General features: G+C 37.8%; 13 protein-coding genes. 6 read left to right on the top strand and 7 right to left on the bottom strand.

The annotated features are described in order from the left end of the window. The first annotated feature begins 50 nt into the window (after positions 1-50). Positions 51-1,130 (top strand): glycosyltransferase family 4 protein, encoded by a 1,080-nt coding sequence (locus AWW68_RS09965; RefSeq protein ID WP_185101251.1) that lies wholly within the window; start codon positions 51-53, stop codon positions 1,128-1,130. Here AWW68_RS09965 and AWW68_RS09960 read toward each other — a convergent pair. After that, positions 1,119-1,871, bottom strand: a complete 753-nt coding sequence (locus tag AWW68_RS09960; protein ID WP_068220216.1) for a class I SAM-dependent methyltransferase — start codon at positions 1,869-1,871, stop codon at positions 1,119-1,121. The genes AWW68_RS09965 and AWW68_RS09960 overlap by 12 nt on opposite strands. Before the next feature lie 57 nt (positions 1,872-1,928). Between AWW68_RS09960 and AWW68_RS09955 the strand changes: the two genes are divergently transcribed. Then, positions 1,929-3,584, top strand: coding sequence for an ArnT family glycosyltransferase (locus AWW68_RS09955; RefSeq protein ID WP_084375647.1), 1,656 nt, complete (start codon positions 1,929-1,931; stop codon positions 3,582-3,584). On the opposite strand, the gene AWW68_RS09950 is transcribed toward AWW68_RS09955, so the two are convergent. From AWW68_RS09950 to AWW68_RS09940, 3 genes are all read right to left on the bottom strand, one after another. After that, positions 3,581-4,219, bottom strand: coding sequence for an O-methyltransferase (locus AWW68_RS09950; RefSeq protein WP_185101249.1), 639 nt, complete (start codon positions 4,217-4,219; stop codon positions 3,581-3,583). The two genes, AWW68_RS09955 and AWW68_RS09950, sit on opposite strands and share 4 nt — an antisense overlap. Positions 4,220-4,533: 314 nt before the next feature. Then, positions 4,534-5,841 (bottom strand): adenosylhomocysteinase, encoded by a 1,308-nt coding sequence (gene ahcY / locus AWW68_RS09945; RefSeq protein WP_068220209.1) that lies wholly within the window; start codon positions 5,839-5,841, stop codon positions 4,534-4,536. A 62-nt stretch (positions 5,842-5,903) separates the two neighbouring features. Beyond that, the gene (locus tag AWW68_RS09940) at positions 5,904-6,665 is read right to left on the bottom strand and encodes a biotin--[acetyl-CoA-carboxylase] ligase (RefSeq protein ID WP_068220206.1); all 762 of its coding nucleotides are present in this window, start codon (positions 6,663-6,665) and stop codon (positions 5,904-5,906) included. Between the two features lie 55 nt (positions 6,666-6,720). Between AWW68_RS09940 and rsfS the strand changes: the two genes are divergently transcribed. The 4 genes from rsfS to AWW68_RS09920 all read left to right on the top strand — a co-directional run bounded on the left by rsfS (position 6,721) and on the right by AWW68_RS09920 (position 10,865). After that, the gene (gene rsfS, locus AWW68_RS09935; RefSeq protein ID WP_068220813.1) at positions 6,721-7,074 is read left to right on the top strand and encodes a ribosome silencing factor; all 354 of its coding nucleotides are present in this window, start codon (positions 6,721-6,723) and stop codon (positions 7,072-7,074) included. A gap of 62 nt (positions 7,075-7,136) precedes the next feature. Further along, positions 7,137-9,221 (top strand): ATP-dependent zinc metalloprotease FtsH, encoded by a 2,085-nt coding sequence (gene ftsH, locus AWW68_RS09930; RefSeq protein ID WP_068220203.1) that lies wholly within the window; start codon positions 7,137-7,139, stop codon positions 9,219-9,221. Between the two features lie 92 nt (positions 9,222-9,313). Beyond that, positions 9,314-10,075 (top strand): UDP-2,3-diacylglucosamine diphosphatase, encoded by a 762-nt coding sequence (locus AWW68_RS09925; RefSeq protein WP_068220200.1) that lies wholly within the window; start codon positions 9,314-9,316, stop codon positions 10,073-10,075. After that, a complete protein-coding gene (locus AWW68_RS09920; protein ID WP_068220197.1) occupies positions 10,065-10,865 on the top strand; it encodes a hypothetical protein in 801 nt (266 codons plus the stop codon). Before AWW68_RS09925 ends, AWW68_RS09920 begins: the two co-directional genes overlap by 11 nt. Here the strand turns inward: AWW68_RS09920 and AWW68_RS09915 are convergent. The 3 genes from AWW68_RS09915 to AWW68_RS09905 form a co-directional block, all read right to left on the bottom strand. Then, complete coding sequence (locus tag AWW68_RS09915; protein WP_185101247.1) at positions 10,858-12,204, bottom strand: TolC family protein; 1,347 nt, start codon at positions 12,202-12,204, stop codon at positions 10,858-10,860. The two genes, AWW68_RS09920 and AWW68_RS09915, sit on opposite strands and share 8 nt — an antisense overlap. Before the next feature lie 112 nt (positions 12,205-12,316). Further along, positions 12,317-13,012 (bottom strand): ABC transporter ATP-binding protein, encoded by a 696-nt coding sequence (locus AWW68_RS09910; protein WP_221405990.1) that lies wholly within the window; start codon positions 13,010-13,012, stop codon positions 12,317-12,319. Between the two features lie 50 nt (positions 13,013-13,062). Then, positions 13,063-14,310, bottom strand: coding sequence for an efflux RND transporter periplasmic adaptor subunit (locus AWW68_RS09905; protein ID WP_068220188.1), 1,248 nt, complete (start codon positions 14,308-14,310; stop codon positions 13,063-13,065). Between the last annotated feature and the right edge of the window lie 215 nt (positions 14,311-14,525).

Genomic DNA, 14,525 nt, shown 5'->3' with positions numbered 1-14,525 from the left:
AACACTCTCGATTTCATACTTTTGCCAGCCAAATGATTAAGTCAGGTTCAATGAAAAACATTTGTTTTCTAAATACTACGAGCTTTTGGGGTGGTGGAGAAAAGATACACTTTGATTACGCTAGCAAATTTAAAGAAAGAGGCTATACAGTCTTTATTGCAGCAGATAAGCGTAACGAACTATACTCTAGGGCAAATAAAGCTAATATTGACACTTTTGCCCTGAGGCTTAAAAACCTATCATTTCTAAACCCATTTAAATACATTCGACTCTATAGGTTCTTTAAAAAGAGCAAAATAGATACAGTTATTATTTCTACGTCACACGACACAAAGGTTGGTGTCTTAACAGCCAAATTAGCAGGGTTAAAAAGGATAGTTCTATACAGGGCTTTGGCAGCACCCGTTAAAGCAAGTAAAATTAATCAGTATTTGTACAATAATGTAATAACTCATCTGATAGCCAACTCTTTAGAAACAAAACGCACAATGTCAATGAATTTTGGCAATAGGTTGAAACGAAACATCCAGATCATTTACCAAGGTTTAGACTTTGAAGAAATGAGTAACAGAAAGATAAATAGACATTCATTTGACAGTGAAAAAATCATTATTGGAAACGCTGGTCGGTTGACAATTCAAAAAGGGCAACATCATTTCATAGAAATAGCCAAAATCCTAAAAAAGAAATCAGTCAATTTCAAAATTGTGATTGCTGGAACTGGAGAGTTAGAAGAGCAACTATTGAAAGAAATAAAAATAAATGAACTTCAAAATGAAGTTGAACTACTCGGCTTTGTGGAAGATATGAGTTCATTCATGGAATCCATTGATATTTTTGCACTCACTTCTGAATGGGAAGGCTTTGGCTATGTCATTGCGGAGGCAATGTTTGCCAGAAAACCAGTAGTTGCGTTTAACATCACGAGTAATCCTGAGTTGGTAAAAACAGGTTTCAATGGATATCTGGTACCTTTTGAGGATTTAGAACTATTTTCAGAAAAGCTGGCTGAATTAACGAAGAACAAAGAAATAAGAGAAACACTAGGCTCCCAAGGCTGCAAATTTGTTCAAGAGAACTTTAGCCTTGACAACATAATTGATCAATTTGAAGAGCAATTAGCCTCCTAAATCTCTCCTTTTAACCGCCTTTACAATCAAAGTTTCTCCAAAAAGAACGTTCTTATTGAACACTTGGGAGAGCATACTCCTGTTAACTTCTACCGTTCCTTCTCTTGGCCCTGTTTTTTTATAAATCCAAATTGTTGATAAATAAACCCAAGGAACAAAGACCATGTATAGCCAACTAATAAGTTTAATTCTATTTGTCGAAATCTGCTCAATTTCAAAGCCTCGAGTATGTAATAGATACCTAAGCTCATGGAATGATATCATTCCTACATGATGAAGAGGTGTCGGATTTCTTTCATCTAAAGGCGAACTGCATTTATAATGATGCCCTGTCCAGAACCACCTCCACCTAGAACGAATGCTTGATATATTTGGGGTTGATATTATAACTGAACCTCCAACTTTAAGACTCCTGTTTACCTCCTCCACAAAAGAGGCTTGACCATAGATGTGTTCAATTCCATCTATGCAGACGACAATGTCTTTACTAGCCGATTCTAAAGGCAATCTTTTAGTCATATCACCTAGAACAAAATCGTCATGTTCTATTTGTGAAATATCTTCGATATCCACCCCAGTTACATTGCTAAAGCCATTATCCTTTAACCGAAGAATAAATGCACCACGTCCAGATGGAATATCAACAACAGATTTCTCTGTATCATGTTTTATTAAATTATAAACCTCTTTATGGGTACCTTTTGTGGTATTTATAAATATTCCCTTGTACGAGTCAGGCATATATAAACTAAATTTGGGTGTTCTTTCTGAAGCCTCCAAAAATAGTAAGTAATAGATATGATTCTTAATAAAAAAGAGATAGTTGAATTTCAGTGGACTCATTCACGTTCTGCTTCGTATCTGATATTTGCACTCATATCTCTCCTATACTTCTATAACTTTCATGTTAATGATATATGGACTCCGAACGAGAGTTTTTATGCAGAAGCTGTTCGTGAAATGTTTGAGTCTGGCAATTTTGTTGATATTAAATACAACTACGAACCTCGATATAACAAACCTCCTCTCACCTATTGGGCGATTGCCGCCAGCAGTGCCATTTTCGGACTCAATGAGTTTGGTATTCGCCTGCCAATTGTTTTGATGGCCCTTGGCTCTATCTGGCTTACTTATTTACTGGGAAAACGTATGTATGGCCAGTCTGGTGGTTATTATGCCATGATAATAATGGCTTTGGGTTTACAACTCCTTGCAGTAAAGCAGTATGCCTCACCAGAAGTTCCTCTCACCTACTTTTTCACACTTACTATGTATTGGTTTTACAGAGGATATGAAGACCGATCTACGAAATATTTAATACTCAGCTACATTGCCCTAGGACTCACCGTGTTAACTAAAGGGTTTCCATACATTATTGTGCTTGGTGGCATTGTAGGGTTCTACATATTGCTAAAGAACTGGGGGCAGTGGAAGCAACTCTGGAGAGATATAGTTTTTCTAAAACTGCCATTAGGAATATTAATTATTGGGGTGATTGGCCTGAGTTGGGTGATTTTTATGTACGTAAAAGATGGTCAGGAATTTTGGGATATTTATTATACCGAAACATTCGGACGAGCTCTTCAGAAGAAATCAAATGGTATGAAGCCCTTCTTCTACGTAGGAGTTCTGAGCTGGACTATTATACCATATTCGTTGACATTCTTTTATTCCATTGTGTATTGGATAATGAACCGAAAGGAATCGAAAAAAGTACTTTTTCCAATTGCATGGATTACTGTAATGTTTGTGATTTTCACCGTTTCAAAAGGTAAAATACCAACTTACATTATACAAGCACATCCAGCCTTAGCTCTTATGATTGTACCAATGTTCATTGGAGATAAAGTACCGAAACTAGCAATCAAAACTATTCATTTCATCATTTCAGCGTTACTGATAAGTGGAATGACCTACCTTATTTTTGAGTTGAATCTATCTTTGGCATTCTATCTTATACCTTTCACCTTAGTTGTAGTTACCATATTATTTATATTGAAGAAAGACGGATTTAGGTTTAGTCTAATTTTACCGTTTTGGACCATGTTTGGTTTTATGATTGTATTCACTTCTTTTCTTCCGAGAATGGAGGCATTCAGGGCTTATGATGAAATAGGCAGAATTGTAACTGAAAACGAACAGATTGACAAGAACACACCATTGCTACTAGATGCTTGGCTTATTCAAAACTTACCTTACTATACCGAACGAAAGAATTTAAGAGATTTTTCTCCAGCGATGATAAATGAGTATGCTGAAGGAAATGAAACACTGGCATTATTACCTAAAGACCACCTTAAAGAAATTAACTTTAAACATGACGTACTATGGGAGGGGCTAATTTACAGCTTCGCTTCAGAATCGCAGTTCTTCAAATTTACAGTAGCCGTAAATCAAGCATTAAAGGGCAATACGGAAAAGTTTGAAACCTACGTACTTATACACAAACCTTAAGAGGTTTGCAGCCTAAATGGCTTTGCTTTCTTACCCATTAGAAACTTGAACTTAAAAAAGTTTGAAACCACACTATCCTTTTTCCAAAGAGCTGCATGCTGCTTTAGACTCACCAATTGAGTCACATCTACATCATTCGAGGCCAGACCTAATCCTCCTGCCGTTTTTCTAAAATCTTCTAGAATAAACCAATATTTGAACTTCTTGATATGATCATGATATTCCTTACGATTACTATCATGAACCACAACTATACCATTCTTATCTAACAATTCATGCGCTAATTCTATGCAGTTCTCTCTTCTTATTCCATCCACCAGAATAAAATCATAAGGAGCGAATTGCTTAGGGAAAGTGGCATACAAATCATCTTCTGGAACCTTGGGATCATTACCTTCAACTTCTACAAAATGTAAAGATAAATTAGGTCTATCGATTACTTTTGAAATCTTATCGAACCAACCTTTATGGTGTTCAATTGAAACCCATTGAGCTCCATCTGGCAAATGGCTCATATAATAAGGAGTACTAGTTCCGCAACCATACTCCAAACACTTATTTGGTTGAAACTTGGCAAATAGCTCTTTAAAGAAATCAATCTCTTTATATTTCATGTATGGATCCTTAGAATCCATTCCCAAAAATTTCTGGAGCTTTCTTAATGTCCCCTTAGTGTAAATGCTTGCTAGTGTTTCCATAAAAAATTAAAGACGAAGATATAGATTAAAAAAACACTCTTTAGAATGGATTAGCAAAAGAACTAATCTATTTAAACAATCAAGAGAAACAGGGCTCGATTATCTCTTTGCCAAATGTAAGAATTGACTTAAGGAGCATTAAGTAAGTCACCATCATATCTTTTATAAAAAAGACAACTAGAGTAATTATGTAAATCCCTTGCATAAAAAAAGGCTCCAAATTGGAGCCTTTTAATCATCTTTTGTAAGACTTAATATCTATAATGCTCTGGCTTGTAAGGGCCATCCACAGTTACACCAATGTATTCGGCTTGATCTTCTGAAAGCGAATCCAATTCCACTCCAATCTTAGCCAAGTGAAGAGCAGCTACTTTCTCATCTAAGTGCTTAGGAAGAGTATAAACAGCATTCTCATAAGCATCTGTATTAGTCCACAACTCAATTTGTGCCAAAGTTTGGTTAGCAAAAGAGTTAGACATTACAAATGAAGGGTGGCCTGTAGCACAACCAAGGTTTACTAATCTACCTTCAGCCAAAACAATGATGTCATTTCCTTCAATGTTGTAAAGATCAACCTGAGGTTTGATTTCTACTTTAGTATCACCAAACGTTCCGTTCAACCAAGCCATGTCAATTTCATTGTCGAAGTGACCGATGTTACAAACGATGGTTTTATCTTTCATCGCTCTGAAGTGTCTTTCAGCAATGATATCTTTGTTACCAGTAGCTGTTACAACAATATCAGCTCTCTTTACAGCATCATCCATTTTCTTCACCTCGAAGCCGTCCATAGCAGCTTGCAATGCACAGATTGGATCAATCTCCGTAACGATTACTCTAACACCAGCACCTCTCAAAGAAGCTGCAGAACCTTTCCCTACATCGCCATAACCAGCAACAACAGCAACTTTACCAGCTAACATAACATCGGTTGCTCTTCTGATAGCATCTACCAAAGACTCTTTACAGCCGTACTTATTGTCGAACTTAGATTTAGTAACTGAATCATTCACATTGATGGCTGGCATTGGAAGAGTGCCTTTCTTCATTCTTTCGTAAAGTCTATGAACACCAGTAGTAGTTTCTTCCGAGAGACCTTTAATAGCAGGTACTAACTCCGGGAACCTATCAAGCACCATATTGGTAAGATCACCACCATCATCTAGAATCATATTCAATGGCTCGCCACCTTCAAAAGCGTAAAGTGTTTGCTCAATACACCAATCGAATTCTTCCTCGTTCATTCCTTTCCATGCGAAAACAGGAATTCCAGCTTTAGCTATCGCAGCAGCCGCATGATCTTGAGTTGAGAAAATATTACAAGAAGACCAAGTAACCTCAGCACCAAGCTCCACCAATGTTTCAATCAACACAGCAGTTTGAATTGTCATATGAAGACACCCAGCAATTCTAGCCCCTTTAAGTGGCTTACTAGCACCATACTCTTCTCTTAGAGACATCAAACCAGGCATTTCTGCCTCTGCCAATTGTATTTCTTTTCTACCCCACTCAGCGAGGTTTATATCTTTTACCTTGAATTTTACTCCTGTTTCTTGCATTGAATGTCAATTTTTCGAGGCGCAAAGGTAACACCTCAAGCATTGCAAATCAATAATTTGAGTCAATTCCAGATGAATTCTATCTCCTTGAAATCGAAAAGCTTATCTCCTTGCTGTGTTGCTAATTTCAGTTGACCAGAATCTAGAACATCTACGATTTGACCATCAAATACATATTCAGATCTATATTTTCGCCACTGATTAAATCCAATCAGGTTTTGTAAATACTCATCTTTTATTTCGGAGTATCTCTCGGCTTTCAATTTCAAATACAATGCTTCAAACTGACCTAATAGCTTCTCAAAAACAGATTGAAGAGAAAAGGCAATTCCTATCTCATTAGACATAGAAGTTGCCGTGGCCAAGCCAAATGCCTTTTGATTCACATTTAAGCCAATCCCTACCACGGAATGCTCTAGAAACTGTCGCTTTATGCCATTCTCAATCAAAATACCGCAGACCTTTCTGTTATTTAAAAGAACATCATTCGGCCATTTGACTTGACTATTAGCATCTGGCAACCTATCATTCAGAACACGTTTCACAGCAAGGGAACTAATCATATTTAGATAGAACTGCTTGGAAACCGTAAGGAAATTGGGCTTCATAATTAACGACATTGTCAGGTTAGCACCCTCGGCACTAAACCAAGAGTTACCTCTTTGCCCTTTACCAGCAGTTTGATTATCGGTTATGACAACAGTGCCCTCTGACGTGTCATGCTGAAGGAGTAATTCTCTAGCACTGTCATTAGTAGAGTGACAGGATGGCATATATTCTACCACCTTGCCGACAAATAAGGTATTAGCAGGAATTTTGTACAACAGTTTTCGTAGTTTTACGCGTAAAGAAATCAAAAATACTTCACTAAACTCATTAATGAATTCGGAAGAACTGAGCAATGTAGTTGTTAAGGGAATGGAGGAGAGAAAGGCAGAAGACATTGTCGTTATGGATCTCCGTAAAGTAAAAGGCTCTATCTGTGACTTTTTCGTTATATGTTCCGGTAACTCAGACACCCAAATTGAAGCAATTGCCAAGTCAATTGAATCTGAGGTTGACAAAAAAGATGAAAAACCCTGGCGAAAAGAGGGTTTCACTAATAGAGAATGGATTCTAATTGACTACGTGAGTGTTGTAGCCCACATATTCAGAAAAGACAAGAGACAGTATTACGGCTTGGAAGATCTATGGGGCGATGCCATAATTACTTCTAAAACTCACAACGCTTAATTAACCTTTATTGTGGCAAAGCGTTATAATGTAGATTTTAAAAAGACTCAAAAAATTTAATAATGCCAGATAGTCCAAGAAAGAAAAACATACTGGGCAAACCAGCTCCAGGAGGAGGCAAAAAACCAAATAATCAAATTTGGATATTCGTTTCCCTAATCATTCTGTTTTTCGCAATTTCATTCTTCACCAACTCAGGAGGGGGAATAGCAATTACCAAAGCTAGATTCGAAAACATGGTAAAAAGCAACGATGTTGCTAAAATTCTCTATGTAGAAAATCAGAATATTGTTGAGATTACTTTGAAGTCAGAGGCACTTCAAAATGCGAAATACAAAACGGAGTTAGAGAACCAAAACTTTTTAGGTTTTGGAACTGGCCCTCATTACAAGATCGAAAAGCAATTCTTTTCAGCAGAAGACTTTAGAGGCTACTATCAAGACTTTGTCACCGACACTGACATTCCGAGTAACCAGCAAGTATCTATTGAGTTCGATAACAGAACTACGATTATTGAATTCCTAAGCACTTGGGGCTTCCTAATCTTAATTATTCTGTTCTTCTGGCTTATGATGCGTAGAATGACAGGCAATGCAGGCCCTGGTGGTCAGATTTTCAATATTGGAAAATCTAGAGCAGCCTTGTTCGATACTGAAAACAAAGTGAAAATCACTTTCGACAATGTTGCAGGACTTGACGAAGCCAAAGAAGAAGTTGCGGAGATTGTTGAGTTCCTAAAGAACCCTTCAAAATTCACCAAACTAGGAGGAAAAATCCCTAAAGGCGCCTTACTTGTAGGCCCTCCAGGTACTGGTAAAACATTATTAGCGAAAGCCGTAGCAGGTGAGGCAGCTGTTCCTTTCTTCTCGCTTTCTGGTTCTGACTTTGTTGAAATGTTTGTGGGTGTAGGTGCTGCCAGAGTTCGTGACTTATTTAAGCAAGCGAAAGAAAAGGCTCCTTGTATCGTATTTATTGATGAGATCGATGCAATCGGTAGATCTAGAGGTAAAGGTCAAATGCCGGGATCTAACGATGAAAGAGAAAACACGTTGAACTCTCTCTTGGTTGAAATGGACGGTTTTGCTACTGATTCTGGTGTAATTATCCTTGCGGCTACCAACCGACCAGATGTACTTGATAGTGCGTTATTAAGACCGGGTAGATTCGATAGACAAATCAGTATCGATAAGCCAGATATTGTGGGCAGAGAAGCCATTTTCAAAGTTCACCTTAAGCCTATTAAGCTAGAAAAAGATGTTGATCCTAAGAAGCTTTCAGCTCAGACCCCTGGTTTTGCTGGTGCAGAAATAGCCAATGTTTGTAATGAAGCTGCACTAATCGCTGCCCGTAGGGATAAGAAAGCAGTAGACATGCAAGACTTCCAAGATGCCATTGATAGAGTAATCGGTGGTCTTGAGAAGAAGAACAAAATCATCTCTCCAGAAGAGAAAAAGATTGTGGCATACCACGAGGCTGGTCACGCAGTAGCTGGCTGGTTCTTAGAGCATGCCGACCCATTGGTAAAGGTATCGATTGTACCTAGAGGTGTTGCTGCATTAGGATATGCTCAGTACTTACCAAAAGAACAGTTCTTATACCAAACTGAGCAGCTGATGGACGAAATGTGCATGACCTTAGGTGGTAGAGCTGCCGAAGAAATTATTTTCGGTAAAATTTCTACAGGTGCATTAAGTGATCTTGAGCGTGTTACCAAAATGGCTTACAGCATAGTTAGCGTTTATGGTATGAACGATAAAATTGGTAACATTTCATTCTACGATTCTAAGCAGAATGATTACAGCTTTAACAAGCCTTACTCAGAAGATACAGCTAAAATTATTGACCAAGAGGTTAAAAAGCTGGTAGAGCAAGCTTACCAGAGAACTAAGCAGCTCCTAACGGATAAAAAGGAACAATTAGAAATTCTGGCCAAAGAATTACTTGACAAGGAAATCATTTTCCAGTCCGACCTAGAAAACCTAATTGGAAAAAGACCTTTTGAAAAGGAGACTACCTACCAAGCTTACACTAACGGCAATGGAAAAGTTAAAGAAAAAACCGCTCCAGATGCTGATACTAAGCAAGAAGAGGTAGTTGAGCCACAATCAGAAGGAACGACCTCAGAAGAACAAGAAAATAAAGAGTAAGCGTCTATAAGGCCTACAATACAAAATCAGGTTTAACGACCTGATTTTTTTTGTTTTGGTCATTGGCTATCTTTCACCATTCAATTGAAAGCATGAAGCTTAATATAGCAGCGTCTAAAAAAGTATACTTCGCCTCAGACTTCCACCTTGGAGTTCCAACTGCTCAAAAGAGTAGAGAAAGAGAATTAAAAATAGTTCGCTGGTTAGATGAGTGTAAAAAAGATGCACAGGCCATCTTTCTAGTTGGAGACTTATTCGATTTCTGGTTCGAATACAAAACCACTATCCCGAAAGGTTTTTCTCGTTTTCAAGGCAAACTAGCTGAGTTAGTTGATGAAGGTATTGAACTGCACGTTTTTACTGGTAATCATGACTTATGGATGTTCGGCTATTTTGAGCAGGAGTTTAACGCCCGAGTATACAAAGAGCCGTTAGAATTAGACATAAATGGAACTTCGCTTTTTGTTGCTCATGGCGATGGACTTGGCCCAGGAGACAATGGCTATAAATTTCTAAAGAAGGTATTCACAAACAACTTCTTTCAATGGTGCTTTCACTGGTTACATCCGAATGTAGGTATTGGCCTAGCCAATTTTTGGTCAGGAAAGAGCAGAGCTCAGGCCAACAATACAGAGCAAAGATTTTTAGGAGAGGAAGAATGGTTATGGACTTTTGCTAAAGAACAAGAAAAGATAAAGCATCACGATTATTACCTATTTGGACACAGACATCTTCCGCTAGACCTAGAAGTTGGCGATAGCAGCAGGTATATCAATTTAGGTGAATGGCTGAACTATTATACTTACGGGGTTTATTCAGATGGTAAAGTAGAACTAAAAACATTTGAAGGCTAGAATAACCATAGCAGCCTTATTCTTTCATTGCTTGCTTTTTAGCCAAGAAGCCAAGATTTTAGAGAGTTTTTCCATTCCATTCGAACCTGTAGCCGCATCAATTGACAGGCAAGGGTTCCTCTACTTTGCATCATCTGATGGAGTTATTGAGAAATACGATAAAAAGGGTCAGCTTCAGTACCACTTTTCGCCTCAGATAAAGGCTACTCCTAGTCTATTAGAGGCATGGCAAGGTTTGCGAGTTTTTGTTTACTACCAAGGCTTTCAGGAGTATTTATTTTTGAATAGGTTCTTAGCCAACTCAGAAAGATACAACCTCAATAGGTTCAACATTTCACAAATCAATGGTATTGCTACGCTATCAGCAGATAACAACCTGTGGTTATTGAATACCAGTAATTTAACACTCAGTAAGATTGATGTAAATAGCGGTGAGTTGCTCTTAGAGAACATTCTCAGCCTAAGCTTAGAAAACAAGAAACTCAACCCTAGCTTTATCAGAGAATACCAGAACTTGCTTTTTATAAGCGATTCTAAAGGTTATATCCTTGTTTTCGACAATCTTGGTAATTTCGTTGAAGAAATTAATGCGGCCAATAACGGGTTCTTCAGTTTCAGTAAAAACTGGTTAATTTCTTCATCTCCTGAGCAAATTGTTTTGACCGATATCTATTCTAAAAAAACAAAGGAGATCAGCTACGCTAATCTCCCTTATCAATTTGTGTTTATGGAAAACGACCTTTTGTTTGCCATTTCAGGCAAACGAGTAGATATTCTGAGTATTAATTAGTTCCGGGCTCCATTAACTCACCCTTATAAATATCAAGAATGAACTGCCTAAGTAGTATGGAATACTTGCTTCTTACAAGCTCCAAATCTCCACGATTCTTAGCAGTCAAACTCTGTAAATAAGTCACAAAGTCTATTGTGCCATTATCATATCTATTTTTGGCAAAATCAAATGACTGATCCAAACTCAACTTACTCTCTTTAGCTGCAGCATAAGAAGTCTTAGCATTTAGTAAATCTAAGTAGGCTTGCTGGACTTGATTTGTGAGATCGTTCTTAGCCTGCTCCAAAGCCAATTGAGAGTTTAAGACCTGAATTTTAGAGGTCTGCAGTTGTGTTCTATTTTGAAACCTACTGAACAAAGGAATGCCTAAACTTAAACTAGCTGATTTTACTCTATTTCTATCTAGCTGAGTTGACAAGTCTACAACCGAGCCATCTCCCTGATTTCTCAGGTTTGAACTCCACCCAGTGCTCCATCCTGACCTCAAGCCTAAAGTAGGCATCCAGTTAAACTTTGATATTTGAAGATTTTTTTCTGCTGCATCTAAATTAAGTTCAGCAGATTTAACAGAAGGCGAGAAATCCATAGAACTGCTATAAACAGTGTTGTAATCCTCTAACTCCTTATTAAGTTCAGCATCATTCGAAGTAATTCCTTCAAACTGATAATCTTCAGCAGGATCCAAAAGGAGCAGCTGAATAAGGCTCAGCTTGGCAGATTCAAGCTGATTATTTTGATTTACAATAGTGAGCTGCTGTTGAGCAACTTGAGATTGGAAGTTATAGACTTGCTCCATATTTCCAACACCTGCGTTTTCTCGCTTCCTTTCTCTATCCAATTGCTCATTCAATAAAGAAAGCGTTGCTTCATTCATTTTCAAACCTTCTTTAATAGTTATAACCTGCAAAAAGGCACCAACTATTTGAGCTTGAATAGACTGAACAGTTCCTCTCACAGCCTCTTCTGATGCCTGATAACTAGCTTTCGCTTGTTGCTTACCATACAAATTAGAGAAGCCATCAAACAGTGTCAAACTTGCATCAATGGACATCCCTCCACTTAATGCTGTTGTATTCACTAAGTTACCAGTAGTCTGGTCAAACTGAAGTCCCTCCCTCCAAGAGTGAGAAGCTCCTGCACTTAGAGAAGGTAAAAAGTTAAACTTACTTTGGGTGTATTGAGCTTTGGATATTTCTGCTTGGTTTTTAGCTCTTTTTATACTCAAGTTGCTCTGCAATGCTATGTCTATACATTCCTCTAACGTTAGCACCCTCTGAGCCCAAACTGTTGAACTGGAAAGCAATGCTAACAGAGCTATTGTGAATAATTGTTTCATACTAATGTTTTCTATCCTTTGGGCAATATTTTTCTGGAAGAGCTGTCCCAAGCTCTTCAATATTTGCCCACCTACCATTTTTGGCAAGTGGACTTTTAACCTTTACAAATGCTTAAACTAGCGAGTTCTCTTTTGAATTGATGTTCTCAGATACTACCTGACCATCGAACAAGTTCACAACTCTATGAGCATATTCTGCATCGGTAGCAGAGTGAGTTACCATAATCACAGTTGTACCATTGGCATTCAAATCACTCAAAAGAGTCATTACTTCTTGACCATTAGTTGAGTCCAAGTTACCAGTAGGCTCATCCGCTAGAATTAGGTTTGGCTTAGCAACTACAGCTCTTGCCACCGCAACCCTTTGCTGCTGACCACCAGAAAGTTGTTGAGGGAAGTGATCTTTTCTGTGCATAATTTGCATGTGCTCAAGCACCTCTTCTACTCTTTGCTTTCTTTCAGAAGCAGGATACTTCAAGTAGATTAAAGGAAGCTCTACATTTTCATATACAGTAAGTTCGTCAATGAGGTTAAAGCTCTGAAACACGAAACCAATGTTTCTTTTTCTAAGCTCTGCTCTCTGTCTTTCAGAATATTTTGAGACCTCTTCATCGTAGAAATAGAATTCACCTTCAGAAGGATTATCTAATAGACCAATGATGTTTAGAAGAGTAGACTTTCCGCAACCGGAAGGTCCCATGATAGCAACAAACTCACCTTCAGCGATCTGAAGATTCACGTTATTCAACGCTGTTGTTTCAATTTCATCTGTGTAGTAGAACTTCTTCAGTCCCTTAGTGGTGATGATACTTTTGTTGTTTCCCATAATTGTAAAAGTTAATTAGTTGTTTGAATTAATTATTTCTTAATGACGAGTTTATCCTTATCGTCATAACCTTCATAAGATGAAAATATCACTTTTTCTCCAGGTTGTAAACCTTCTAGCACCTCATAGTTTCTCGGAGTCTGGTTTCCAATGCGGATATTTCTTCTAGTAGCTTCGGTTTGATCTTCATTTAGAACGAAAATCCAGTTACCACCAGTGGTTTGGAAGAAGCTGCCTCTAGGTATTTGAATAGCATTCTTTTCTTCGCTCAATTGTAGTCTAATAGAAAGGGTTTGACCTCTTCTTACTCCTTCAGGAATCTCCCCTACCATTTCTACTACGAACGTTCCATTATTAATTTCAGGGAACTTCTTTCTGATCTCCAATCTATATTCTTGGCCAGCGAAATCATAAGTACCTACCAGGCCCTCATAAACTCTAGGCAAATAGTGCTGATCTACATTAGCAGCAATTTTGAATCCATCTAAATCATCTATTTGAGCGATAGTAGTACCCTGACCAATAGACTGACCAATCTCAGCATTCACCGTAGAAAGTAATCCATCAATTGGAGCAGTGACCCATAGATCTTGTAACTGACCTTGAACTATTTTCAAACTCTCCTCTGAAGTAATTAACCTTTGTTCGTTTTGTGTTACCTGACTAACAGCATTGATGGAATCGAATTCCATTTGCTTGACTATATTCTCTCTTGATGCCCTAAGTCTATTATACCTTCTTTTAGAATTTAGGTAGTCTTGTTCTGAAATTACTTTATCCTTCCAAAGCTGCTCATTTCTAGTAAACTGATCTTTTGCTTCATCAATATCAAAATCGATATTGATTACTTGAGCACGAGAAGTGAATAGCTGTTGTTGCAACCTATTGTTCGTGTTTTCAATGTCATTCCTTAATCTATTGGTCTGGGTTTGCTCTTGAATGTAACTCATTTCCAAGGCTCTATTTTCCAACTTTAAGATTGTATCTCCTTTTTTAACCTGAACCCCTCCTTCAAGGAACTTATCTTCTACATTTCCACTCACTTTAGAATCGAGGAAAATAGTTGTCTTGGGTTGTACGGTACCTTCTAAAGGAATGTATTCTTGAAATGGGCCTTCAACCACATCACCCACACTGATTTTTTCTAAGTCTACGTTGAGTTTTGACGCATTGTCTGCAAAGACGAACACGTAGAGTATCAGAAAAAGGATACCCCCACTTCCAAGAATGGTTACTATTCGTTTAGTAGTCCATGTCTTTTTCTTAATCTTTCTGTCCATTGCTATTTAGTCTAGTCGTGTTTTCTAATCCGTCCTGCAGTTGACAACAAGGATGCCACTTTTATAAAACACTAAAAATCAACAGAATAGACTCAACTGATATTAATTAGACTACCAGCAAGTGTACAGTATTAAAACAAGGATTGAACGGAATCGAACACTTTTAGAGTCTCCATGAAAACCTTAAGCACAAAAAAAGGCTCAGCGTGGTCAGC

Source organism: Roseivirga spongicola, assembly GCF_001592965.1.
In the GTDB taxonomy this organism is placed as follows: domain Bacteria; phylum Bacteroidota; class Bacteroidia; order Cytophagales; family Cyclobacteriaceae; genus Roseivirga; species Roseivirga spongicola.
The sequence above is the reverse complement of the archived record's forward strand: the minus strand, read 5'-3'. Positions and strand labels throughout refer to the sequence as shown.

Excerpts from the sequence above, each read along its gene's own strand:
- ftsH (WP_068220203.1), top strand. The coding sequence starts at position 7,137 with ATGCCAGATAGTCCAAGAAAGAAAAACATACTGGGCAAACCAGCTCCA.
- AWW68_RS09955 (WP_084375647.1), top strand. The coding sequence starts at position 1,929 with ATGATTCTTAATAAAAAAGAGATAGTTGAATTTCAGTGGACTCATTCA.
- AWW68_RS09960 (WP_068220216.1), bottom strand. The coding sequence starts at position 1,871 with ATGCCTGACTCGTACAAGGGAATATTTATAAATACCACAAAAGGTACC.
- ahcY (WP_068220209.1), bottom strand. The coding sequence starts at position 5,841 with ATGCAAGAAACAGGAGTAAAATTCAAGGTAAAAGATATAAACCTCGCT.
- AWW68_RS09950 (WP_185101249.1), bottom strand. The coding sequence starts at position 4,219 with ATGGATTCTAAGGATCCATACATGAAATATAAAGAGATTGATTTCTTT.
- AWW68_RS09965 (WP_185101251.1), top strand. The coding sequence starts at position 51 with ATGAAAAACATTTGTTTTCTAAATACTACGAGCTTTTGGGGTGGTGGA.
- AWW68_RS09925 (WP_068220200.1), top strand. The coding sequence starts at position 9,314 with ATGAAGCTTAATATAGCAGCGTCTAAAAAAGTATACTTCGCCTCAGAC.
- AWW68_RS09905 (WP_068220188.1), bottom strand. The coding sequence starts at position 14,310 with ATGGACAGAAAGATTAAGAAAAAGACATGGACTACTAAACGAATAGTA.
- rsfS (WP_068220813.1), top strand. The coding sequence starts at position 6,721 with ATGAATTCGGAAGAACTGAGCAATGTAGTTGTTAAGGGAATGGAGGAG.
- AWW68_RS09915 (WP_185101247.1), bottom strand. The coding sequence starts at position 12,204 with ATGAAACAATTATTCACAATAGCTCTGTTAGCATTGCTTTCCAGTTCA.